This is a genomic window from Labrenzia sp. THAF35 (assembly GCF_009363595.1).
GTDB lineage: Bacteria > Pseudomonadota > Alphaproteobacteria > Rhizobiales > Stappiaceae > Roseibium > Roseibium algicola.
The window spans coordinates 304,327-326,757 of sequence record NZ_CP045381.1; the positions used below are offsets into that span (position 1 = coordinate 304,327).

Consider the following 22,431-nt stretch of genomic DNA (forward strand, 5'->3'; position numbering starts at 1 on the left):
ACGCATTGTCTTGGAAGGGCTTACTCAAAACTCCCGGCGAAAAGCGCATTGATGTCGTCGATGACGGATTGCGCTGTCTCACCACCTTGCAGGCCCAGGTTCAGCCGTTCTGAAGCTGCTGCCTGAAATGCCATGTAGCCCTTGTGGCGCGGACGGACCCAGGCGTTGTCCAGGGTCCGGCGGGTGTTGCGGTAAAAGTCGTTTGTCACATCATTGACGGTCTCGTCAGACCAGCCGTCCGCATGACCAGGCTGGCCACCGGCAGCTGCAAAAGGCCCGCGCTGCACTGATCCGCTTGCGATCCAGAGAGCGAAGTCCGCAGCCTTCGAGACATGGTTCGAAAACGCGGAAACGGCAATGCCGGTGCCGCCAAGTGCGGAGCCCATCGGGCCTTCGCTGCCGGCAGCAGGGATATCGGCAAAGGACAAGCGCTTCGGCCGGAAGCCTTCGATACCGTAGTTGACGTACCCGTAGATCAGGGGAACACAGGCAATCGGGCTGTCCGTCTTGCACATCTCCTCAAAGACCGCGATCGGGTCCATGCCATAGCACCGGTCAGGAACGTGTCGCATCAGGCGCGAGATCAGCTCATAGACCGGTGCGCCGTTCTCAACCGAAACAAGCTCGCCTGGTCCTATCGTCGCGCAGGGTGTTCCAAGGTTTGCCGACAGGGTGAAGAAGGTCATCAGCGAATGGGGTGGGCGCATCGGGATCAGCACCTTGCCCGCTTCCGCCAGTTCAAGGACTTCGTCGAAGCGTGTGGGTGCCGCGCCGATGAGGTCTGCCCGATAGGCCTGGATCTGCGCGGCGGCGTCGATCGGATAGGCCCACTGGTGGCCCTCCCAGAAATAGCTTTCATAAGAACCGCCGACACTGCCATTTGCGACGGCCTGCCGGTTTTGCGGGGCCGCGTGACTGTCGAGTGGAGCGAGACAGTTCTGCGTGGTGATTTCGCCAACGTGCGGATGGTCGATGACGATCAGATCATACTGGCGTGCGAGATCCTCGACCGGGTAGGATTCGAAGTCCTGTAGCGAGCGCTTGTCCCAGTCGATCCCGACACCCGTCTGCTCTTCCCAGAGCTTCGAGCAGGCAACCATGGGCTCGTAGCCGCGCGGGTGGCTCCAGGTCATGCCTTTCAGGCGAACGGTGTTCACAGGCCGAACTCCTTCTCGATCGCGGCCGTGTGTTCGCCGACGCGCGGTGCAGCCCGGGCGATTTTCGGACGGGCGCCGTTCACTCTCAACGGGGAACGGGTTGTCAGGATCGAGACATTGTCTTCACGCTCGACGCGCTGCAGCAGGTCCAGCCCGTTGAACCCTTCGCTTTCCAGCAGGCTGTCCCAGTCGAGCACCGGCGCACACCAGATGTCGGCGGGTTCGAAAACGGACATCCAGTCGTCGACCGTTCTTTCGGCAATCGCACCTGCGATCAGCTTCTTGATCGTCTCGCGTTCGGAAAACCAGACCGCCGGATCGCCGCAATAAGGCTCGAGAGCTTCCAGTTCCATCAGGTCACGCAGTTTCGGGATCGGCGTCATGGCAACCGCAATGTACCCGTCCTTTGCCTCATACACCCCGTAAGGCGCGGAGAGATAGGCATGTGCGTTGCGGAAACCGGACCGTTTCGGCATGCGCCTTCCATCGTTGAGATAAGTGGTCAGAACCTCGAACTGGAAATCGACCAGCGCTTCGAGAAGGCTGGTCTGGACATGGCTGCCCTTGCCGGTAACACCGCGCCGGACGAGGCCTGCAAGAAGGCCCTGTGCCAGGGCGGCCCCTGCAAACATGTCGCCGACGGCAAGTCCCATCGGTACCGGGCCGTCACCGTCGTTGCCGCTGAGCCACATGAGGCCCGAACGTGCCTGGGCAAGCAGATCCTGCCCTGGGCGGGCAACCCATGGGCCGTCTTCGCCGTAACCGCTGATCGAGCCGTAGACCAGACCCGGATTGATTGCCCGTACGGTCTCGTAGTCGAGGCCCAGCCGTTCGATCACGCCGGGCCGGAAATTCTGGACCAGCACGTCGGCCTTGGCGATCAGGCGCTTGAGACGGTCAATGTCCTCCGGCTTCTTCAAGTCGACGGCGAGGCTTTCCTTGCCGCGGTTGATGGCGTGAAAGATGGTCGAATCCCCGCCGATTTCCGTGTCGCTCAGATAGAGGCTGCGCGACAGGTCTCCGGAGCCCGGCCGTTCGATCTTGATAACGCGCGCGCCAAGATCCTGCAGGCGCAGAGTGGCATAGGGACCGGAGAGAAACTGGCTCATGTCGAGCACGGTGATCCCGGCGAGCGGTAGTTCTGAAGTGGAGTTCATGTCGGTTCAGGCCCGGTTTTCAGGTTCTGTCCGGTCCGCATGGGCGGCCGGATTGCGGTATTTCACGGTTTGCAGATGCTCGCAGTAGAGGACGAGTTCCCCTGCCCCCTTGAAGACTTCGTAGGACGCCCGAATGAGGCCCATCTCTTCGTATTTCGGCTTCTTGTCGAGGTTTGTCCGGACCGTATAGATCGTGTCGCCAATGAAGACCGGCTTGATGAAACGCAGCTTGTCGTAGCCATAGGAAAACGCGTTGACGCAGTTGGTCGCGACAAGGCCGAGGCCTGCGGAGAAGACGAACGCTCCGGCAACCAGTCTCTTGCCGAAGACCCCTTCCGTTTCTGCGAACATCTGGTCCTGCACATAAGGATGAATGTCGACGACCAGCGTGTTGAAGAGGTGGCTTTCGCCTTCGGCGATCGTCCGACGCAGGGAGCGTATGCAATGCCCCGGCTGCCAGTCTTCGTAAAACCAGTTTTCCGAATTCCAGACCGGGATGGCCGCATGCGCCGCCGGCATATCCTTCGGCAGCGTGCTGTCGATCCCGACCGTCGGTGCGAATGACGTTTCCATGGCTCCTCCCAATTTCTTATGTGAATACTATATTCACATATGATTTTTAGAAGCAAGAGCTCTGTTCTTCCCGGTGCATGGCTCGAAGGCACTAGCGCAGGCCCCGCAGGCCCTGCAGACATTGAGCCAACAGCAAAGAAGCTGCAGCGAGCTGGGTGTGCCGATCCATTCAGGGGATTGTCCGGGTGTGTGCAGGGTTCGTCGGGAATTGAACCGGAAGCGCGGCATCTGTCGTTCGGGCCGAGCGTTCAGCCGGCCATCAACTCAAGAATAAAACGGTCTGGTGTGCCGCAGCAGCAAACGGCAACCGGAACTGCAGTGCACGCAGAGCCAGGCGATTGCGGTGGGTTAAGTGGGCAATGGGCAGAATGACAGCCGGGCAAGACGGCTTTAGCGGCCGTTGGCGTCAAGGCGCCGGCGAGGCTGAAGGAGACATACGGCAGGGCTATCGGCGATCCTGATGTGCTTTGCCGTCGTCCGTCGCGACAAGAACAACCAGCGCCAGACGCCTATTCGTTGGCACTGTTCCAGCTGTTGAGGGATGCCAGGAGCCGTTCCAGTGAGGGCTTGATCCGATCCGCATCCGATTGGTTCAAGGCAGACAGCAGGGTTCTTTCGTGTTCCCTTGCCTCTTCGACCACTTCGGAGCTCAGCTTCTGCCCGGCGTCGGTCAGGTGAACGCGGACGCGGCGGCCGTCGCCCTTGTCGCTCTTGCGCACGACCAGTCCACGCTTTTCCATCTGATCGACGATGCGCGTCATTCTGGATTGCTCCAGAAGGGAGTATTTCGCCAGCTGCGTGATCATCAGTCCGTCCTGATCGTAAAGGCAGGCAAGAACCCGCCATTCCGGAACGCGCAGGCCCAACTCGCGCACACGGAGGTGAAACTGGTGGCTTGCCGCTTCGCTTGATGCTGCCAGCAGGTACAGCAGGTAAGAAGAAACGAATTTTTCCGGCGTCAGGGTCAACACCCCCTCCAACTATGCACCTGTTTTCAAAGTGTCATTTATCCCGGACAGATCGGGAAAAAAAGAGGCTTGACTCATTTTATATGAAATTTCATATTTTTTACAGGAGGAGGCATTGCGGTGAAACTTGTTCTTGAAGGTGTAGAACCGGAAACCGATCAGATTCGTGTTTTCAGGTTTCGGGCGGAAGCCGGCGGGTCATTGCCGGGCTATGAACCCGGTGCGCATGTCAAATTCGATCTCGGTCCTTTGGGCGAACGGGAGTACTCCCTGATCGACTGGCCGGAGACTGATGACCTCTATACGGTCGCGGTTCAGCGGGAGGAGAGCGGCCAGGGGGGCTCCAAGGCCATGCATGCCCTGAGCGCAGGCCAAACAATCTCCGTCAGCGAACCGAAGAACGACTTCCCGCTTGCCGAAGATGTTCCGCACGTCCTGCTTCTGGCCGGCGGCATCGGCATCACGCCGCTCATTTCGATGGCGACCCGGCTAAAATCGCAGGACCGGTCTTTCGAGCTGCATTATTCTGCCCGTTCGGCTGCGCGGATGGGTTTTGCCGACAAGCTGAAGAACGCCTTCGGTGACAGCGCCCGTTTGTACCTTGACGACACGGACCCGCTCGATCTGGGCGCACTGATGAAAGCCCAGCCCTCCGGAACACATCTTTATATCTGCGGCCCGAAGGGAATGATCGATGCCGCACGCGCTGCCGCGATCGCAGCCGGACTGGCGGAAGAGGCCATTCATGTTGAACTCTTCACCGCCCCCCAGGCGCAGTCCGGCGATGCGACATTCGAGGTGGAGGTACACAGCACGGGACAGGTTGTGACCGTCGCCCCGGACCAGACCATCATCCAGGCACTGGAAGATGCCGGCCTCGACGTCATGTATGACTGTCAGCGCGGCGACTGCGGCATCTGCCAGACGGATGTGATCAGCGGTACGCCCGATCACCGCGACGTCGTGCTGTCGGATGCCGAAAAGGCATCGGGAAAGGTCATGCAGATTTGTGTCAGCCGCGCGAAATCCGCGCGACTTGTCCTCGATCTTTAGGGTTTCGCATTCCAGGGAGGAGCCAGCATGCAAACGGCCAGCCAAATCGCCGCTCTGTTCACGGGGCCGCAAGTGCATCGGGACGTCTACACGAGCCCGGAAATCTACAAGCTGGAAATGCAGCACCTGTTCGCAAACACCTGGGTGTTTGTCGGCCATGACAGCCAGACCCCGAACAAGGGTGACTATTTCACCACGCAGATCGGCGACCAGCCTGTCATCCAGGTGCGTCACTCTGATGGCGAAATTCACGTTCTTTACAATCGCTGCCCGCACAAGGGCACCAAGATCGCGATCGACCGGGAAGGCAACACGGGCAAGTTCTTCCGGTGCCCCTATCACGCCTGGTCGTTCAAGACGGACGGCTGCCTGCTCGCGATCCCGCTGAAGAAGGGGTATGAGAACACCGGCTTCGAAAACACCGAGAATGCCAAGGGCATGACAGCCGTTGGTGCGGTCAAGAACTATCGCGGTTTCGTCTTTGCCCGCCTGGCTGCCGAGGGCATCAGCTTCGAGGATTACTTCGGCGACAGCCTGAGTTCCATCGACAACATGGTCGACCGCTCGCCGGAAGGACGGCTTGAGATCGCCGGTCCGCCGCTGCGCTACATGCACAAGTGCAATTGGAAGATGCTGGTCGAAAACCAGACCGATACCTGCCACCCGATGGTCGCCCACGAAAGCTCCGCCGGAACGGCAGTGAACATCTGGAAGGAGATGGGCAACCCGGAACCGCGTCCGCCCGCGATGGAGATCATCGCGCCCTTCATGTCGCCCTACGAGTTCTTCGAGAACATGGGCATTCGTACCTGGCCGAACGGGCACGGGCATACCGGCGTGCATCACTCGATCCATTCCGACTATTCCGCGATACCTGGCTATTTCGAGGCCTTGAGCGAAACCCACGGCGAGGAGCGCGCGAAGGAAATTCTCGGCGAGAACCGGCATAACACCGTCTATTTCCCGAATATCATGATCAAGGGCCCGATCCAGCAGCTGCGCAATTTCATTCCGCTGGGGCCCGACAAGACACTGGTCGAAAGCTACATCTACCGTCTGGTCGGGGCGCCGGACGAACTTCTGGCGCGCACCGCCATGTACAACCGGATGATCAACGCTCCGACATCGATGGTCGGCCACGACGATCTGGAGATGTACGAGCGCGCGCAGGAAGGCCTCATGTCCAACGGCATGGAATGGGTCAACGTTCAGCGCCTCAGAACGGAAGAGGAAGACTTCGGCGAGGAGGCCGTGGAAAACGGCACCACGGAACGGCAGATGCGCAACCAGTTCGATGCCTGGGTGAAATTCATGACAGCTACGATGGAGAATGCGTGATGGCGGTTTCCAGGGAAGAGGTCATCGACTTCATCTATGACGAAGCAAGAATGCTGGACGAGGGCCGCTACAGTGAATGGCTGTCGTTGTGGCTGGAAGACGGCCACTACTGGATGCCGCTCGACTACAAGCAGACCGATCCGCATCTGGTGACGTCCCTGCTCTACGAGGACATGTTCATGCTGCGCTTGCGCGTGGAGCGGCTGAACGGGGCCAGAACCTTCAGCCAGAAGCCCAAGAGCCGTTGTCACCACGTCATCCAGCGGCCCTTCATCGACGAGATGGACGGGGACCGGATCATCACGAACACATCCATGCATTATGTCGAAACGCGCCTGGACGAGCAGTTCCTGCTGGCGTTGACGGCAACGCACGAACTGAAAGTGGTCGATGGCGAGATCAGGATCGCCAACAAGCGGGTCGACATCCTCAATTGCGACGCCGCCTTCGGCAATATTCAGTTGCTGCCATGACAGCCATGACAGTTGAAACAGTTTATGAGGCCTTCGCTGCAACGGCGGAGAAATATCCGGACCGGCCGTTTCTGAACGTTCTGCCCGGCACTGCAGACATCTACGGCATACCGCCCGGCGAGTTGACATATGGCACCGCGCGCCAGGAAGTCGACGCACTTGCGCGGGACTTGATGCAGGCTGGCTATGGTGCAGGCATGCGTGTTGCCCTGCTTCTGGAAAACCGGCCCACGTTCTTCCTGCATTGGCTCGCGGTAAACCGGATCGGCGGCTCCGTTGTGCCGGTCAATCCGGACCTGAGAGCTGCGGAGCTTGAATATCTCATCGGCCACTCCGAACCGGCGTTGGTCATATCGATCGAAGACCGCCACAAGGAACTTGAGGCCGCCGTTGCCGCTGCCGGCATCAAGGCGGCCGTGATTGCCCCCGGCGACCCGGTCCCCGGGCCGCGCGACCAGGCAGTCACCGCCCGGCCGCTGGAAGGCGAGGCCCGCGAGGCGGCTATCCTCTACACCTCGGGCACGACCGGCAAACCGAAGGGCTGCGTCCTTCCCAACACCTATTTCCTGCTTGCGGGCCGCTGGTATGCCGGTGTCGGCGGACTGGCAACGCTGACGGAGGACGGCGAGCGCATGATCACGCCCCTGCCCGTCTTCCATATGAACGCAATGGCCTATTCCTTTATGGCGATGGTCATGGTTGGCGGGTGTCTTACCGTTCTGGATCGCTTTCACCCGCGTGCGTGGTGGCAGGACGTTGCCGCGTCCCGGGCAACCTGTCTGCATTACCTGGGCGTGATGCCGTCCATGCTGATGGGGTTCGACCCTTCCCCTGAAGAACGTGCGCATCAGGTTCGCTTCGGCTTTGGCGCAGGCGTCGACCCGAAGCTACAGATTGCCTTCGAGGACCGTTTCGGCTTTCCGCTGGTTGAAGCCTGGGCGATGACGGAAACCGGTGCCGGGGCAGTAATCGCCGCCTCGGGTAAAGACCGGCTGGTGGCCCAGGCAAGCATCGGCAAGCCAGGCAGGGGCGTCGAATGCCGGCTTGTCGACGATAGCGGCAGAGAGGCGGTTCAGGGTGAATTGCTGGTACGCCACGCGGGGCCGGATCCGCGCTACGGCTTCTTCTCGGAATACTACAAGGACGCTGCCGCGACGGATGAGGCCTGGAAAGACGGCTGGTTCCATACCGGCGACATCGTCCGCCAGGGCAAGGACGGCAACCTGTTTTTTGTCGACCGCAAGAAAAACGTCATCCGGCGGTCGGGCGAGAACATCGCCGCCGTGGAGGTGGAATCGATCCTGATGCGCCATCCCGACATCGAGGCGGCCGGTATTGCCCCTGTGCCCGACCCGGTGCGCGGCGACGAGGTGTTTGCCTGCCTGAAAGTGAAGAACCCGAGCCGAGACAAGGCCGAGGCGATCACGCGCTGGTGCCTGGAGCAGATGGCCTATTACAAGGCGCCGGGCTACATCGCCTTTGTCGACAAGCTGCCGTTGACGCCGACCCAGAAGATCCAGCGGGCCGCCTTGAAGGAATTGGCCCTGCAGCTTCTGGACGATCCCGATACAATCGCCACCGGTCACATGAAAAAGCGGCAGGCCAGTTGATGGGGAAACGACAGAGCTATGAGGGCGTTGCGGTCACCGCACCGGTTTCAATTCCCTATCAGCGTTACTCCATCGAAACGGCCCATTGGTGGATCGCAAGCGCGTTGCGCGGATCCCTTCGGGCCGCTGGTTTGAGGCCTGCGGATATTGACGGGTTTTCGGTTGCAAGCTTCACCCTGTTTCCGGATACGGCTGTCGGGCTGACGCAGCATCTGGGCCTGTGCCCCAGGTGGCTGGACAATATTCCGATGGGTGGTGCCAGTGGTGTGGTAGCCCTGCGGAGGGCCGCACGTGCAGTCCAGGCGGGCGACGCGGACATCGTGGCCTGTGTTGCCGGAGACACCAACCACATCGACAGCTTCAGAAATCTGCTGTCGAGCTTTTCCCGCTTTGCCCAGGATGCCTCCTACCCTTACGGATTTGGGGGGCCGAATGCCAATTTCGCGCTTCTGACCGACCGTTACATGCAGGAATATGGCGCGACACGCGCGGATTTCGGCAGGATCTGCGTTGCGCAGCGTGCCAATGCCTTGCGCAATCCGAACGCGCTGATGAAGAAGCCGCTGACGCTTGAGCAATATCTCGACGCCCGCCCGATCGCCGATCCGATTGCCCTGTTCGACTGTGTCATGCCTTGCGCCGGGTCCGAGTGTTTTCTCGTCATGTCCATTGAAGAGGCAGAGCGGCGGAACCTGCCCTATGCCGTGATCGGCGGAACAATCGAGCGCCACAACGCCCATGCCGAGGATCCCGTGCAACTGCGTGGCGGCTGGACGCTCGATGTCGAAGAACTCTACGCCATGGCGGAGTGCTCGCCGGACGACATCGATCTCCTGCAGACCTATGACGATTATCCCGTCATTTCGATGATGCAGATCGAGGATCTCGGTTTCTGCGACAAGGGCGGCGGCCCGGATTTCGTCAGAAACCGGGACCTGACAATTTCCGGAGACTTTCCGCACAACACCTCCGGCGGACAACTGTCTGCCGGTCAGGCCGGGGCAGCGGGTGGTTTCATCGGCCTCGTGGAAGCACTGCGCCAGGTACTGGGTACCGCCGGAGGCACGCAGGTGGCAGATGCGACGACCGCGATGGTTTCAGGCTTCGGCATGATCAATTACGACCGCGGCGTCTGCACGAGTGCGGCCATTGTGAAAACAGGGAGCCCGGCATGAGCACACCGCTTTCCCCTCCCCTCAAGAAAGATCCGCAAAAGCGCACGCAGTCTCCATTACGTCCTCCGGAGGCCCGATCCCGCGCGGCTCTCGGCCTGACCGCGGCTGCGGCGGAAGGCCGTTTCGCTCTTCAGGTCTGTGACGACTGCGGCACGGTGCAATATCCGCCCCGGGATGTTTGCGGGAGCTGCCTGTCGGCGAGGCTGGAATGGCAGGACATCTCGCCGGCGGGCACACTGCTGGCAGAGACCCGGATCCGCACGTCGATCAATCTCTATTTCCGGGAGAGAACGCCCTGGCGCATGGGCTCGGTGCAACTGGATGCCGGTCCCGTGGTCCTGTGCCATGTGCATGGTGACTGCGAGCGCGGCGGGGAAGTTACACTGTTGAACCGCCTGGACGCGTCCGGCCAGGGCGTTTTGCTGGCAGTGCCCAAGGACAGGACAAGCAATATGGAAGACGATCCGCAAATGCGTGCCCTTTCAGCCAACCCGAAACACAGGCGCATCCTGATCACGGACCTGCGAAACCCGAACACGCCGGCTCTGGTGAACTCGCTGCTGGAGGCAGGGGCTTCGACCATCTTTGTCGGCGAGGCCGAAAGCTGGCGTCCGCACGCGAACCGCGATCTCTTGTCCGGGCTTGAAAAGGTCAGCGTGCTGCCGCTTGACGTCACAGACACCGCTTCGGTAGAGCGGCTTGCCGGGGAAATTGGCGGCAAGACGGATATTCTGGTCAACAATGCCCGGTTTCTGCGGCCGGGCGGTGTTCTGGCAAGAGGCGATACTGCCTTCGCGCGTGAGGAAATGGAGACCAATTATCTTGGTCTGATGCGTCTTGCGCAGGCATTCGGACCGGGCATGTGCGCTCGCACCAACGATGGCGTCAACTCGGCGGTTGCCTGGGTGAATATCCTGTCAGTCTTCGCCCTGTCCAACTCACCGGACTTCGGCTGCTTTTCTGCCTCCAACGCTGCTGCCTATTCGCTGTCGCAGTCCCTGCGCGGAGAATTCCGTGCATCCGGGTTGCGTGTCATGACCGTCTTCACCGGACCGGACGAAGACGACTGGACCCAGCCGGTGCCGCCTCCCAAGGTCAATGCAAAGGCTCTGGCAAGGTCTGTGGTCACGGGGCTGCAGCAGGGGCTTGAAGACGTGTGGTGCGGTGACGTTGCCATGGAGATACGCGAACGCTGGCGTCGGGACCCGAAAGTCCTGGAACGTGAACTCACGCAAGGGGGAGAAGGCGCATGAGCGGTCTGAACCAGCTGGTCTCCGGCCTTGCCACCGGAGCCGTCAGGATTGTGGATCTGACCCACACGCTCGATCCGGACTTTCCGGTCATCGTGCTGCCGCCCGAGTTCGGTCAGTGCGCGCGTTTCCGGATGGAGGAAATAAGCGCCTACGATCACCGTGGTCCGGCATGGAAATGGCACAACATTTCCATGAGCGAGCACACCGGCACCCATTTCGATGCGCCCTCGCACTGGATTTCCGGAAAGGACGTGCCGAATGGCTCGGTCGATGAGATCCCGGTTGAGGCTTTTGTCGGTCCTGTGGTGGTAATCGATTGTTCGAAAGGGGCGGCAGAGAACGACGACTTCGAACTGACGCCCGAGATCATCGCAAATTGGGAATGCGACCATGGCCGCATTCCGGAAGATGCCTGGGTGCTGATGCGCACCGACTGGTCCAAGCGCAGAGGCGCCGACTATCTGAACATGCGCGCCGACGGACCGCATTCGCCCGGACCGACGCCGGAGGCGATCCGGTTTCTGATCGAGGACCGGAACATCCGCGGCTTTGGTACCGAGACCGTCGGAACGGATGCAGGCCAGGGGGCGCACTACGTGCCGCCCTATCCCGCTCACTACTTTCTGCATGGCGCGGGAAAATACGGCCTGCAATGCCTGGCCAATCTCGATCAGCTGCCCGCGACAGGTGCCGTGCTGATTGCGGCTCCCCTGAAAATCAAGAATGGAACCGGCAGCCCGCTTCGGGTTCTGGCGATGGTGACGGAATGAGTGAATTTACGGCAGTCGTTACCGGCGGCAACAAGGGGATTGGTGCCGATCTGGTCGAAAGGCTTCTCGGTCAGGGCTACACGGTGGTGTCGGTCGCACGAACCGCACCGGAAAAGTCTCACCCTAACCTGCACTCGGTGGAAGCCGACCTTCTCGATGCACAAGCCGTGGCCGCTGCCGCCGGCACGATCGCGGCGGAGTTCGACGTCACCCACCTGATCCATAATGCAGGGCTCATCTGGCCCAATCTTGTCGAGGATGCCAAGCCCGAAGACATCACCGGCCTTGCGCAGTTGCACCTGGGATCGGCATTAACTCTCCTGCAGGCGGCCTTGCCAAACATGAAGGCGCGCCAGTTCGGCCGTGTCATGTTCAACGCCTCACGGGCGGCGCTCGGCGCACCGACCCGAACCGCATACAGTGCCAGTAAGGCCGGCATGATCGGTATGGCGCGCACTTGGGCCCTGGAGCTTGCCCCACATGGCATCACCGTCAACGTGGTCGCCCCCGGCCCGATCCTGACCGACAACTTCTGGGGCATCGTCGAAAAGGACAGCCCGCAACAGGAAGCCCTCGCCAAACGCATCCCGGTCGGGCGCATTGGCAACGTCCGGGACGTGACCAATGCCTTCCTGTTCTTCTGCGATCCGGAAAACAGCTTCGTGACCGGTCAGACGCTTTATGTCTGCGGCGGTGCGAGCGTCGGAACGCTGACGATCTAGTGTGGTGAATTTGAAATACACCTCATTGGTGCTGCAACCGCTAGAGCGTATTTCAAATTCGAAAACCACACTAGAAACATATATTTGCTAGTCACTCTTTTGAATCTGAAGTTCGTTCGGAGCATGCCGGAAATTGAGATGAACTTCAGATTCGGGTGACTAGCGGGAGCCGCGTTTGACGGGAAACCAACGCGATTTGTTCTGAAGCGTCTGAGCCGTCAGCTGTCTTCTTGATCTTGCGGCATGCAGGCCAGCAGGGCTGCCTTTACGTCATCCGGCCAGGGGATGGAGCAATGCTTGTCGAGATCGCTGGCGGCCAGCACCTGGGTGCTCGACCAGCGTTTTTCGCCCTTGCAGCTGATCTCGTGATGCATGGTGACCGACGACCGGCCGACCCGCTTCACGGTTACTTCGAACTCCAGCTCTTCCCCGAAAAAGGAAGGGCTTGAGAAGTCGCTGGAAAGATGGACAGTCGGAGTGCCCCAACGTTCCTCCCAGATAATCTTGTGCCATGGATAGCCGAGCTTCAGCCAGAATTCCTCGTTCACACCGTTGAGGATGTTCAGATAGGATGGAAAATAGGCTGTGCCGGAGATGTCGCAATCACCGAAGTTGAGCATGCGGGTGGTTTTGAATGGAACGTCCAAGATGCGTTTCTCCCTGCCACTGGCTGGCTCACCATGCAAAGGTGGCCCAATTTTATTTATTTGATTTTGCACATATCTCAGAGGGGCTTCAACACGTGGATTGTTCGCCAGGATGTTGATTCCTTGCCTGCGTAACGCGGGCAGTGCGCTGAGAAATATGGATAAACATTTGAAATCAAGAAGAATATTCGGAGTTTCGTGAAGCGTTGATCCGCCGTGAAAATGATTGCGGAGCGACGGTGTTTTCTATTGTCGATTGCAAAAAATACATGCAGTTTCATATTTATTGACAAGGCATGCTCATCAATGGAAGTATTCAAAAACGGTCTCGGGCCTGCGGAGGAGCCCAGCCAGACAGACGCATCATTCAAGGGAGAGGAAGATGAAGTCGCTATTCAAGATTGTTGGCGCTGCCGCAGTTTCACTGAGCCTCAGCGTTTCGGCGCTTTCGGCGGAAACCGTTCTCAAGATTTCAAGCTGGCTGCCGCCAACCCATAGCGTGAATACCGGCATTTTTGCCAATCTGATCACCATGATGGAAGAAGCTACAGGCGGCGAAGTCTCGGGTGAGCTGGTCTTTGGCCTCGCCCCGCCGCCAGCCCAGATGGATCTGGTTCTCGATGGTGCCGCAGACATGGCTATCATCTTCCACGGGTATCAACCGGGCCGTTTCGTCGGGACGAAGCTGATTGAACTGCCGGGTTATGAAGGCAACGCAGAAGACGCATCCGTCGCCTATTGGCGCGTTTATGAAAAATACCTCGCCGACCTCAATGAGCATCGCGGCGTTAAGGTCATTTCGCTCAACACCCATGGCCCCGGTCAGATCCATTCCAGCAAGGAAGTCAGCAGTCTTGCCGACATGAACGGCCTGAAGACGCGTATCGGCGGCGGTGTTGCCGGCGATGTGGGGTCTGCGCTCGGCCTGATCGGCATCAACGTTCCGGCTCCGAAGGTTTATGAAACGCTGGAATCCGGAGCAGCCGACGCCGTTGCGATGAATGTCGGCGAGCGTGTCGGCTTCAAGCTGAACGAAGTGGCCAAGTATCTTTATGACATGCCGGGCGGTCTCTATCGCGGCTCCTTTGCCGTGATCATGAGCCAGGAAAAATTCGACAGCCTGCCGGAAGATGTCCAGAAGGCCCTGGACGAGCAAGTGTTTGGTGAGCCCGCGAGCCGGATGGCAGGTGCATCCTGGGACGAGTCCGACACGATTGCCTATGAAGCGACCAAAAACGCAGAAGGCACGAAGATCACGCCTGCGAGCGATGATGACATCGCCAAGTTCGAGGAAATCAGCAAGGAAGTCACGGACAAGGTTCTGGCGGAATTGCAGGAAGCCGGGGTGGACGCGAAAGCCGCCTACGAAATGGTCAAGCAGGAAATGGCCGGAAACTAAACGAGTCCGGGCGGTCCGGTTCGTCCGGACCGCCCGCAGCTGAAGGATCTGGACGTGTCCCGTCTACTCAAGTTTGCGGCCAGTCTGCCGGCGCTGCTTGCCTCGTTTGCCTTGTTCGTCCTCATGGTCATGACGTTCTGCGACGTGGTGCTCCGGTCGGTGTTCAACGCGCCGATCGAAGTTGCCGCCGACATGACGCGCCTGCTCATGGCAATCATGGTTTTCTCGGTTCTGCCGGTCGTTTCCGCAAAGGATGGCCACATCTGCGTCGACCTGACGGATGGCATGTTCAAGCGCGCCGGACTGACCCGCTGGCGCAACGCTTTCACGGATCTCTTTTGTGGCCTGATGCTGGTCCTCCCGGCCATGCGCGTATTTGATCTGGCCGAACGAAGCCGCTCCTACGGCGACGTCATGGAATATCTGCGCCTGCCCCTGCACTATGTCGGTTGGTTCATTTCCATCGTCACGGCAATTACCGCCGCAGTCCTCATTGTTCGCGGGCTCGGCCATATTTTCGCACCGAAATTGATGAGCCCCCGGCATGCTTGAAGGACTTCTCGGATTTGCAGCGGTTCTCGTACTGGTCCTGCTGCGAGTGCCCATCGCCTTCGCCATGGGCTTTGTCGGAATGATCGGCTTCATGATTGAATCGGGCTACCGCGCCTCGATTTCCATGACGGCCCGTCTGATCATCGATACCAGTCAGGATTACGGCCTTTCGGTCGTTCCGCTGTTCATCCTCATGGGGTTGTTCGTCAATAAGGCGGGGATCAGCCGGGAGCTCTATGCCGCCTCCAACGCGTTCCTCGGCCATTTTCGCGGTGGCCTCGCGATGGCAACCATCGTTGCCTGTGGTGGGTTTGCCGCCATATCCGGATCGTCCCTTGCAACCGCCGCCACCATGTCGAAGGTGGCCATGCCGGAAATGCGTCGGTTCGGCTATGCCGACAAACTGTCGACGGCTTCGATTGCCGCCGGCGGGACGCTCGGCATCCTCATACCGCCTTCGGTGATCCTTGTCATTTACGGTCTGCTGACCGAAACCTCGATCGGCAAGCTTTTTGTCGCCGGCATCATTCCCGGCCTTCTGGGTGTCGTGCTCTATCTGGTTGCTGTCCAGTTCACGGTCTGGCGCGATCCGGAAGCCGGTCCGGCAGGGGAACGCATCAACCTCAGCGGAAGACTGTCCGCCCTGAAGGATGTCTGGGCTGTCCTGTTGCTGTTCTTTCTTGTGATCGGCGGGCTCTATGGTGTTTTCGATGTGCCGCCGATCAACCTGAGCTTCTCGCCGACGGAAGCCGCCGGCATGGGTGCCATGGGGGCTTTTCTGATCGCACTTGCCCGCAGACGCCTGTCGCTCGCAGATGCCCTGGAAGCCCTGCGTGAAACGGCCATGACCGCAGCCAGCCTGTTTGCAGTTCTGATCGGCGCCTGGATCTTCTCCAACTTCGTCAATATCGCAGGCCTGCCGACCGCACTTAGCGACATGGTGACCGCCTACAATCTGCCGCCCTGGATGGTCATGGGGCTGATCCTGCTCATCTATATTGCGCTCGGCTGCGTGTTCGAAAGCCTGTCGATGCTGCTGTTGACCGTGCCGATTTTCTTTCCGGTCGTCACAGGGCTTGGCTATGATCCGATCTGGTTTGGCATCATCGTCGTGGTGGTAACCGAAATCAGCCTGATCACACCTCCCGTCGGCCTGAATGTCTTCGTGTTGCGAGCGGTAGTCGGCGACGTGCCGACGGCCACGATCTTCAAGGGTGTCACGCCGTTCTGGATGGTCGATATCATTCGTCTGATCATCTTGCTGACACTGCCGGGACTAGTGCTCTTGCTGCCAAACCAGATGTAGGATCAGATTTGGTCTGGCATCTGCCGGCAAGCCTCTGGCATCGGAGCCGACACAGACCGCAGACGTACCTTTTCAAAGGGGGATGCGGTCCGACTACCTTTCTTGGGAGGAGGAGAAAATGGAACGCACTGCGAGCCCTGCAGACGCGATGGCGGGCGGTAAGTCTTCAAGAGGCAGGCCGGACAACCCGGCCGCTGCCGAAGCCCAGTGTCCGTTTTCCAAAAAGGCTGCCGAATTCGATGCGTTCGCCGGACCCTATCAGGCGGACCCCGCAGAAGCTCTGCGCTGGTCGCGGGAGCAGTTGCCCGTCTTCTACAGTCCCAAGCTCGGCTACTGGGTGGTCAGTCGCTACGATGACATCAAGGCGGTCTTTCGTGACAACATCCTCTTCTCGCCCCGGAACGCCCTGGAAAAAATCACACCGGCAACGCCGGAAGCAATGGAGGTTCTGAATGGCTACGGCTACGCAATGAACCGGACCATGGTGAACGAGGACGAGCCCGTACACATGGAACGGCGGCGCGCTCTGATGGACCACTTTCTTCCGGATAATCTGGAAGCCAGGCAGGAGATGGTGCGCCGGCTGACGCGCGAAAAGATCGACGCCTTCATCGACAGCGGCCGGGTCGATCTGGTCGATGCCATGCTTTACGAAGTGCCGCTGAATGTCGCCCTGCATTTTCTGGGTGTTCCGGAAGACGACATTGCGGTCCTCAAGAACTTCTCGGTCGCCCACTCGGTCAATACCTGGGGCAAGCCCACCGACGAGCAACAGATCGCCATTGCGCATGACGTCGGGCAATTCTGGAACTACGCGGGCAAGATCATCGAAAAGATGCGCAAGGAGCCGGACGGAACCGGCTGGATGCATGAGACAATCCGCAAGAACGCGGAAATGCCGGATGTCGTGCCGGACAGCTACGTACATTCGATGATGATGGCGATCATCGTTGCCGCACACGAAACGACGTCGCTTGCCTCGGCAGGAATGTTCAAGACGCTGCTCACCCACAGGCAGGCCTGGCAGGATATCTGCGAGGATCCGAGCCTGATCCCCAACGCGGTGGAGGAGTGCCTGCGCTATTCAGGCTCCATCGTTGCGTGGCGGCGGCAGGCGATGGCGGCGACCAGTATCGGCGGCGTCGAGATCCCGGAAGGTGCGAAGCTGCTTATCGTTCAGGCGTCCGGTAACCAGGATGAGCGGCATTTCGAAGACGGCGACAAGTTCGACATCTACCGCGACAACGCCGTAGATCACCTCACGTTCGGCTACGGCAGCCACCAGTGCATGGGCAAGAACATTGCCCGTATGGAAATGCGGATCTTCCTGGAGGAAATGACGCGCCGGCTGCCACACCTGCAACTGGCCGAACAGGAATTCACCTACCTCGCCAATACGTCCTTCAGAGGTCCGGATCATGTCTGGGTCGAGTGGGATCCGGTGAAGAACCCCGAGCGGGCCACGCCCTCGATTGCAAACGGAAACCATCATTTCCCGGTTGGAGCGCCTGCGCGCCGTGACATCGCCCGCAAGATCCGCGTCAAGAATGTCCGCAGGGAAGCAGACGGCATTCTTGGGCTGACGATCGAGGATGCCAAGGGCCGGTCCCTGCCGGGCTGGAGTGCCGGGGCACATATCGAAGTGTGTCTTGAGGGCTTTGATCGCAAATATTCTCTGTGCGGCCGAGCCGATGGCAGCGACTACGATATCGCCGTGCTTCTTGAAGAAGATGGACGGGGCGGTTCCCGCCGAATTCACGAGGTCGCCGCAGAGGGGCTTGAACTGCGCCTTCGCGGACCCAGCAACCTCTTTCGGCTCGACGAACAGGCCAGCTCATACGTCCTGATTGCCGGAGGGATCGGCATCACCCCAATCCTCGCGATGGCAGGCCGGCTGAAAGCCTTGGGGCGGGACTACACGATCCACTATTGCGGTCGATCCCGCGAAAGCATGGCCTTTCTGGACCGGTTGCATGCAGACCACTCCGGAAGGCTCGCGATCTATGCGGGGGACGAAGGCGCACGTGCGGATCTGACTGCCATTGTCGCCGGCTTGCACGACGGCGGACAGATCTATGCTTGCGGTCCGCAGCGGATGATTTCCCAGCTGGAAGACCTTACTGCAAGTCACCCGGCCGGAACTTTGCATTTCGAGCATTTTTCCGCGCAGGAGACGGCTCTCGATCCATCAAAGGAAAACGCCTTTCAGGTCGAACTGAAAGATTCCGGCCTGACGCTTGAAGTCGCAGCGGATGTAACGTTGCTCGACGCACTGCTTGCGTCAGGTATCGACATTGCCTGCGATTGCCGGGAAGGTTTGTGCGGCAGTTGCGAGGTTGAAGTTCTTGAGGGAGAAATCGATCATCGCGACGTGGTACTGACGCGCACCGAACGCGCGGAAAACCGGCGCATGATGTCCTGCTGCTCGCGGTCTGTGAAGGGCGGCAAGGTCAAGCTGGCGCTGTAGGGTGCCGGGCGACGGTTCGCAATGAGCGAACCGTCCGCAGACCGGTAATCGTTTCAACGCTGGAAAACCCGCGTTCTGGTGCCGCCGGCAGGTCCCGTCCGGCTGACGGTGCAGGACTGACTGTTGGTGCTGCAGTTGCGGGTGCGTGACGCGGTGCCGCCGTAAGGGCCGACCACGTTTCGGGTGGCATTGCATTCACCATTGGCACAGGTGCGGGACTGGCTGGCCGAACCGCCGTAGATACCCGTCGTCGTCCGCGTGGCCGTGCAGCTGTCTCCTGTGCAGGTAACTGCCCTGTCATGCGAAGTAACGCGTGCCGCCGGCGCGACCGGATAACCCGGGCGGTAATAATGACCCCAGCGGCCATACCAGGGATACGCGGCATAATAGGTGTCCCAATAAGCGCGGTTATAGGCAACGACTGTAAGGCCGACTGCCGGTGCGACCACTGGCGTGACGATGACCGGGTTGCCGCGGTAGACGACCTGAATGTAGCTGGCCGACACCCAGCCGCGATACGCGCCGAAGCTCACGTCGCACCAGGAATAGCCGGAAACGCAGCCGTAAGTCGTGATCCGTGTTCCGGCGGGAACAACAGTGACGACGGGATAGCCGGTCGAAGGGCCAGCTCTCAGGTTCACGTTTCCGGTGGAGACGGCAACCGTTGCCGCCGCCGCAAGCGATGGTGCGCCGATCAGGATCGCCAGCGCGAGGTACAGTCGTTTCATCATGGTGTTCTCCATATGCGTCGCCGCCTTGGCAGCGGCCTCCAGAGACCCTCGACCCGTCGCTTGCACCTGGTCTTTCCGGCGCGTTGCGTTATGTTTCAATTTGTAAAACATGACCGTTCGGCCGGCGTTGGTCCTGCTGGCGCGTACAGTAAGACAAATGCCGTGGCCGCGGTGGTTCTGCACCGTGCGGCGCTCTGGCAGCCAAGGCATTTCGTTAGATTTCCGGTTTGTATGATTTTGTAATCGCTGCCTGTTTTCGTTTGATTTCGCAAGGTCGTCATGTGCAATTGAACTCATGGAACCGGATGCAAAGACAATATTGATCGTCGACGACGATCATGAAATCCGCCGTCTTGTGGGTGAGTTTCTGAGCCGGGAAGGCTTCGAAGTCGTCTCTGCACAGGACGGCCGGGACATGGATTCGGCGCTTGAACGCGTCCAGCCGGACCTTTTCATTCTCGACCTCATGTTGCCGGGCGAAGATGGACTGTCCATCTGCCGCAGGCTGCGTGCTCAGGGCAATACGCCCATTCTCATGCTGACGGCAAAAGGGGATGAAACCGACCGTGTGGTCGGGCTGGAACTCGGCGCCGATGACTATGTCGTCAAGCCCTTTGGCCCGCGAGAGCTGCTGGCACGGGTCAGGGCGATGTTGCGCAGGGCTGCCTCCAACCCCTCGCAACCCATGTCGAGACGGTTTGCCTTTGACCGGTTCATTGTCGATCTGGACGCGCGCCAGGTCGAGACCGACGATGGAGATCTGGTGTCCGTCACCAGTGCCGAATTCGATCTTCTGTCGTGTTTTGTTCTCCGCCCACGCAGGGTTCTCTCCCGCGATCAGATCCTGGACTGGACCCGTGGTCGCAGTGCCGGTCCTTTCGACCGTACAGTCGATATCCTGGTTTCGCGCATCCGCAAGAAACTGGAAAGCTACAGCCCCGGCAGCAGCTTGATAAACACCGTTCGCAACGGCGGCTATCTTCTGACGGCCTCGGTCCGGCAGGTGGCGTGAGATGCGCTTCGGCCTGGTCGCAAGACTTGTTGCCATCGGCGCGAGCCTGCTTCTGGTCTTGTGGCTGCTGGTGCTGGGCGTCGCCTATCGCGAAGGCAGTCTTTCGCGCGCAACATCCAACCCCGAACCTGTGCAGCTTGCCGCGATTGCAGAGCTTTTTGCTGGTACTCTTCCCGCGCAGCAGGACACGGTTCTGAAAGCTGTCCGTTCGCCGGGGTTTGATGTTCAACTGGTAGCCGTTTCCGAGGTTCCCGAAACCGACAGCGAACTGCGTGACAGCGGTGTGCTTGAACCCTACCGGGCAATTCTGGGAGAGCGCCTGCTTGCCGCACAGTCTCGCAAGCTGAACGGACTGGACGGCAGCCGCTGGCGTTTCGGCCCCATGCGCCCGCTCAAGTTCTGGATCACAGCGGGAGACGGCAACGCTCTGGCAATCGGGGTTCATCTGCCGTTCCCGGTCACGCCTCTGGGCTTGCCTGTCGGCCTGGGGGCGGGTCTGCTAGGTACGGTGTTCGCGTTTATCGCGCTGCTTCTGTTCCACCGTGAGATCCGGCCGCTTGCAAGGCTGGCGGCGGCGGTGGACCGCATCGATCCGTCCACCGAACCTGTTCCCTTGCCGGATACCCGCGCCGGTACGCCGGAAATTTCAGCCCTCGTCCGGGCGTTCGACAGGCTGCAAAAGCGGCTTCACACCATGACCCGCTCGCGAATGGCACTGATCGGCGGGCTCCAGCACGACGTGCGCAGCTTCGCCACCCGCCTCAGATTGCGTCTGGAAAATCTGCCGGACGCCTCGGAGCGAGAGCGGGCAACGTCCGATATCACGGACATGATTTCCCTGCTCGACAATGCCCTTCTGATTTCCCGGGCCGGCGTCGGCGTGCTCGACGAGGAGTTGCTTGATCTCTGCGAACTTGTCAGCGCGGAGTTTGCCGAATTCAGGGAAGCAGGACTGCCTGCCGAAGCGAGTGAGGATTTCGCGCGGAAGCAGGCATGGATCGTCGGCGATCGTGTCGCGCTCAGGCGCATCATTTTGAACGTGGTCGACAACGCCATCAAATATGGCACCCGCGCGCGGGCAACCTTCGACCAGGACGGAGAGCGGATAACGATCCTGATTGATGATGATGGCCCCGGCTTTTCGGAAGAAGCCAGATCGCTGTTGCTCGAGCCCTTTGTGCGCGCGGAACCATCAAGGTCCCGGGGAACTGGCGGTGCAGGCCTCGGTCTTTCGGTAGCCCGGTCACTGACCGAAGCCCATGACGGGGCCATCAGTCTGGAAAACACCCCACGGGGTGGTCGGGTGAAGGTGACGTTGCCCCTCTTCAAGTCAGGCTGACCACCGGGCGGGAAACAAAAAGCTACAATTTCCCATCAGCCGGAAAACCGGCGGATATGCAGAATTTGCAGGATCTCTCCATCGACAACGAATTGGAGAGTACCGTGAAGAAGCTGATCCTCTTGTCACTTGTGGCCGGCGTCACGCTTGCCGCCGTCATGCCTTTTGCCGCGGTGTCGCAGGACAATCCCTTCGCCATCAAAGGCCCTGCCTATCCACCCGAATTGCCTATCGTCTTCGGGGGCGTTCCCGACATCTACGACGTTGCGGAGCGCCTCGATCATCTTCGGCATTTCTATACCGGGAAAGCCGCCAGGTTCAGGATGGCCGGAGCGTTGAGTTCGCAGGAAACGGCAATCGGCATCCGGGCCGACCAACAGGACGAATGGCGAGCCTATACCGCTGCAATGCTCGCTCTGGTCCCGGATGCCGGCACGGTGCGCGCCCTTGCAGGAGCGCCTGACGAAGATCCGGCAGGTCCGGAAGCCTTCGGCCGGATTGAAGCTCTGGCGGACGTCCTCTCCGTCTATGGCGAAAAGGGTGCAGCGTTGAAAACCGCAGTCGAGAACCTGCGCGCAGCGCTAACGGAAGAACAGCTTGAGGCCTCCCGGTTTCCTCGCCTTACCCTCAGATAACCCGCATCTCAATACGACGGAATTGCCGGTGCTCCCGCCGCACCGGCAAAGACGGGCGCGTGGCCGCCAATGTTCTACGCGCCCGTCGTCCCCC

At 60.0% G+C, this 22,431-nt stretch carries 21 protein-coding genes; 15 read left to right on the top strand and 6 right to left on the bottom strand.

Going from position 1 to position 22,431, the window contains the following annotated elements; all coding sequences use genetic code 11:
* Nucleotides 1-20 precede the first annotated feature (20 nt).
* The 4 genes from FIU93_RS29720 to FIU93_RS29735 form a co-directional block, all read right to left on the bottom strand.
* Entirely contained in the window at nucleotides 21-1,157 is a 1,137-nt protein-coding gene (locus tag FIU93_RS29720) for a carbohydrate ABC transporter substrate-binding protein (protein ID WP_152507927.1), read from the bottom strand.
* Complete coding sequence (locus FIU93_RS29725) at nucleotides 1,154-2,314, bottom strand: CaiB/BaiF CoA-transferase family protein (protein WP_075283467.1); 1,161 nt, start codon at nucleotides 2,312-2,314, stop codon at nucleotides 1,154-1,156. Before FIU93_RS29725 ends, FIU93_RS29720 begins: the two co-directional genes overlap by 4 nt.
* Nucleotides 2,315-2,320: 6 nt before the next feature.
* Nucleotides 2,321-2,887, bottom strand: coding sequence for a MaoC family dehydratase (locus tag FIU93_RS29730; protein ID WP_152507928.1), 567 nt, complete (start codon nucleotides 2,885-2,887; stop codon nucleotides 2,321-2,323).
* A 509-nt stretch (nucleotides 2,888-3,396) separates the two neighbouring features.
* Complete coding sequence (locus FIU93_RS29735) at nucleotides 3,397-3,855, bottom strand: MarR family transcriptional regulator (protein WP_023001316.1); 459 nt, start codon at nucleotides 3,853-3,855, stop codon at nucleotides 3,397-3,399.
* Nucleotides 3,856-3,975: 120 nt separating this feature from the next.
* Here FIU93_RS29735 and FIU93_RS29740 point away from each other — a divergent pair, with 120 nt between their 5' ends.
* The 8 genes from FIU93_RS29740 to FIU93_RS29775 are packed head-to-tail and all read left to right on the top strand — an operon-like array spanning nucleotide 3,976 to nucleotide 12,249.
* Complete coding sequence (locus FIU93_RS29740; protein ID WP_152507929.1) at nucleotides 3,976-4,908, top strand: PDR/VanB family oxidoreductase; 933 nt, start codon at nucleotides 3,976-3,978, stop codon at nucleotides 4,906-4,908.
* Between the two features lie 27 nt (nucleotides 4,909-4,935).
* Entirely contained in the window at nucleotides 4,936-6,246 is a 1,311-nt protein-coding gene (locus tag FIU93_RS29745) for an aromatic ring-hydroxylating dioxygenase subunit alpha (protein WP_152507930.1), read from the top strand.
* Nucleotides 6,246-6,719, top strand: coding sequence for an aromatic-ring-hydroxylating dioxygenase subunit beta (locus FIU93_RS29750; protein WP_152507931.1), 474 nt, complete (start codon nucleotides 6,246-6,248; stop codon nucleotides 6,717-6,719). The genes FIU93_RS29745 and FIU93_RS29750 overlap by 1 nt, the downstream gene beginning before the upstream one ends.
* Entirely contained in the window at nucleotides 6,716-8,329 is a 1,614-nt protein-coding gene (locus FIU93_RS29755; protein ID WP_152507932.1) for an AMP-binding protein, read from the top strand. Before FIU93_RS29750 ends, FIU93_RS29755 begins: the two co-directional genes overlap by 4 nt.
* A complete protein-coding gene (locus tag FIU93_RS29760; protein ID WP_152507933.1) occupies nucleotides 8,329-9,504 on the top strand; it encodes a thiolase family protein in 1,176 nt (391 codons plus the stop codon). Before FIU93_RS29755 ends, FIU93_RS29760 begins: the two co-directional genes overlap by 1 nt.
* Nucleotides 9,501-10,757, top strand: coding sequence for an SDR family NAD(P)-dependent oxidoreductase (locus FIU93_RS29765; RefSeq protein WP_152507934.1), 1,257 nt, complete (start codon nucleotides 9,501-9,503; stop codon nucleotides 10,755-10,757). Before FIU93_RS29760 ends, FIU93_RS29765 begins: the two co-directional genes overlap by 4 nt.
* Entirely contained in the window at nucleotides 10,754-11,527 is a 774-nt protein-coding gene (locus FIU93_RS29770; protein WP_152507935.1) for a cyclase family protein, read from the top strand. Before FIU93_RS29765 ends, FIU93_RS29770 begins: the two co-directional genes overlap by 4 nt.
* Complete coding sequence (locus FIU93_RS29775) at nucleotides 11,524-12,249, top strand: SDR family oxidoreductase (protein WP_077294511.1); 726 nt, start codon at nucleotides 11,524-11,526, stop codon at nucleotides 12,247-12,249. The genes FIU93_RS29770 and FIU93_RS29775 overlap by 4 nt, the downstream gene beginning before the upstream one ends.
* A gap of 218 nt (nucleotides 12,250-12,467) precedes the next feature.
* Here the strand turns inward: FIU93_RS29775 and FIU93_RS29780 are convergent, their stop codons facing one another.
* Nucleotides 12,468-12,869 carry a thioesterase family protein gene (locus FIU93_RS29780; RefSeq protein ID WP_023001307.1) on the bottom strand — a complete coding sequence of 134 codons (402 nt, stop codon included), beginning with the start codon at nucleotides 12,867-12,869 and terminating at the stop codon, nucleotides 12,468-12,470.
* 409 nt (nucleotides 12,870-13,278) lie between these two features.
* Here FIU93_RS29780 and FIU93_RS29785 point away from each other — a divergent pair, with 409 nt between their 5' ends.
* From FIU93_RS29785 to FIU93_RS29800, 4 genes are all read left to right on the top strand, one after another.
* A complete protein-coding gene (locus FIU93_RS29785) occupies nucleotides 13,279-14,295 on the top strand; it encodes a TRAP transporter substrate-binding protein (protein ID WP_152507936.1) in 1,017 nt (338 codons plus the stop codon).
* Between the two features lie 54 nt (nucleotides 14,296-14,349).
* Nucleotides 14,350-14,847: a TRAP transporter small permease subunit gene (locus FIU93_RS29790; RefSeq protein ID WP_075283482.1), complete on the top strand. Its 498-nt coding sequence runs from the start codon at nucleotides 14,350-14,352 to the stop codon at nucleotides 14,845-14,847.
* On the top strand, nucleotides 14,840-16,153 hold the full coding sequence (locus FIU93_RS29795; RefSeq protein WP_023001304.1) for a TRAP transporter large permease: 1,314 nt from the start codon (nucleotides 14,840-14,842) through the stop codon (nucleotides 16,151-16,153). The genes FIU93_RS29790 and FIU93_RS29795 overlap by 8 nt, the downstream gene beginning before the upstream one ends.
* Nucleotides 16,154-16,301: 148 nt before the next feature.
* Nucleotides 16,302-18,620: a cytochrome P450/oxidoreductase gene (locus FIU93_RS29800; RefSeq protein ID WP_152508007.1), complete on the top strand. Its 2,319-nt coding sequence runs from the start codon at nucleotides 16,302-16,304 to the stop codon at nucleotides 18,618-18,620.
* 53 nt (nucleotides 18,621-18,673) lie between these two features.
* Here FIU93_RS29800 and FIU93_RS29805 read toward each other — a convergent pair whose 3' ends face one another.
* Nucleotides 18,674-19,351: an SH3 domain-containing protein gene (locus FIU93_RS29805; protein ID WP_152507937.1), complete on the bottom strand. Its 678-nt coding sequence runs from the start codon at nucleotides 19,349-19,351 to the stop codon at nucleotides 18,674-18,676.
* A gap of 295 nt (nucleotides 19,352-19,646) precedes the next feature.
* Here FIU93_RS29805 and FIU93_RS29810 point away from each other — a divergent pair, with 295 nt between their 5' ends.
* The 3 genes from FIU93_RS29810 to FIU93_RS29820 are packed head-to-tail and all read left to right on the top strand — an operon-like array spanning nucleotide 19,647 to nucleotide 22,337.
* Nucleotides 19,647-20,363, top strand: coding sequence for a response regulator transcription factor (locus tag FIU93_RS29810; protein ID WP_023001301.1), 717 nt, complete (start codon nucleotides 19,647-19,649; stop codon nucleotides 20,361-20,363).
* A 1-nt stretch (nucleotide 20,364) separates the two neighbouring features.
* Nucleotides 20,365-21,702 carry a HAMP domain-containing sensor histidine kinase gene (locus FIU93_RS29815; protein ID WP_152507938.1) on the top strand — a complete coding sequence of 446 codons (1,338 nt, stop codon included), beginning with the start codon at nucleotides 20,365-20,367 and terminating at the stop codon, nucleotides 21,700-21,702.
* Nucleotides 21,703-21,758: 56 nt separating this feature from the next.
* Nucleotides 21,759-22,337, top strand: a complete 579-nt coding sequence (locus FIU93_RS29820; RefSeq protein WP_152507939.1) for a hypothetical protein — start codon at nucleotides 21,759-21,761, stop codon at nucleotides 22,335-22,337.
* Nucleotides 22,338-22,431 lie beyond the last annotated feature (94 nt).

Excerpts from the sequence above, each read along its gene's own strand:
- FIU93_RS29815 (WP_152507938.1), top strand. The coding sequence starts at position 20,365 with ATGCGCTTCGGCCTGGTCGCAAGACTTGTTGCCATCGGCGCGAGCCTG.
- FIU93_RS29785 (WP_152507936.1), top strand. The coding sequence starts at position 13,279 with ATGAAGTCGCTATTCAAGATTGTTGGCGCTGCCGCAGTTTCACTGAGC.
- FIU93_RS29725 (WP_075283467.1), bottom strand. The coding sequence starts at position 2,314 with ATGAACTCCACTTCAGAACTACCGCTCGCCGGGATCACCGTGCTCGAC.
- FIU93_RS29760 (WP_152507933.1), top strand. The coding sequence starts at position 8,329 with ATGGGGAAACGACAGAGCTATGAGGGCGTTGCGGTCACCGCACCGGTT.
- FIU93_RS29750 (WP_152507931.1), top strand. The coding sequence starts at position 6,246 with ATGGCGGTTTCCAGGGAAGAGGTCATCGACTTCATCTATGACGAAGCA.
- FIU93_RS29765 (WP_152507934.1), top strand. The coding sequence starts at position 9,501 with ATGAGCACACCGCTTTCCCCTCCCCTCAAGAAAGATCCGCAAAAGCGC.
- FIU93_RS29755 (WP_152507932.1), top strand. The coding sequence starts at position 6,716 with ATGACAGCCATGACAGTTGAAACAGTTTATGAGGCCTTCGCTGCAACG.
- FIU93_RS29800 (WP_152508007.1), top strand. The coding sequence starts at position 16,302 with ATGGCGGGCGGTAAGTCTTCAAGAGGCAGGCCGGACAACCCGGCCGCT.
- FIU93_RS29780 (WP_023001307.1), bottom strand. The coding sequence starts at position 12,869 with ATGCTCAACTTCGGTGATTGCGACATCTCCGGCACAGCCTATTTTCCA.
- FIU93_RS29775 (WP_077294511.1), top strand. The coding sequence starts at position 11,524 with ATGAGTGAATTTACGGCAGTCGTTACCGGCGGCAACAAGGGGATTGGT.
- FIU93_RS29820 (WP_152507939.1), top strand. The coding sequence starts at position 21,759 with ATGCAGAATTTGCAGGATCTCTCCATCGACAACGAATTGGAGAGTACC.
- FIU93_RS29795 (WP_023001304.1), top strand. The coding sequence starts at position 14,840 with ATGCTTGAAGGACTTCTCGGATTTGCAGCGGTTCTCGTACTGGTCCTG.
- FIU93_RS29730 (WP_152507928.1), bottom strand. The coding sequence starts at position 2,887 with ATGGAAACGTCATTCGCACCGACGGTCGGGATCGACAGCACGCTGCCG.
- FIU93_RS29805 (WP_152507937.1), bottom strand. The coding sequence starts at position 19,351 with ATGATGAAACGACTGTACCTCGCGCTGGCGATCCTGATCGGCGCACCA.
- FIU93_RS29810 (WP_023001301.1), top strand. The coding sequence starts at position 19,647 with ATGGAACCGGATGCAAAGACAATATTGATCGTCGACGACGATCATGAA.
- FIU93_RS29745 (WP_152507930.1), top strand. The coding sequence starts at position 4,936 with ATGCAAACGGCCAGCCAAATCGCCGCTCTGTTCACGGGGCCGCAAGTG.
- FIU93_RS29770 (WP_152507935.1), top strand. The coding sequence starts at position 10,754 with ATGAGCGGTCTGAACCAGCTGGTCTCCGGCCTTGCCACCGGAGCCGTC.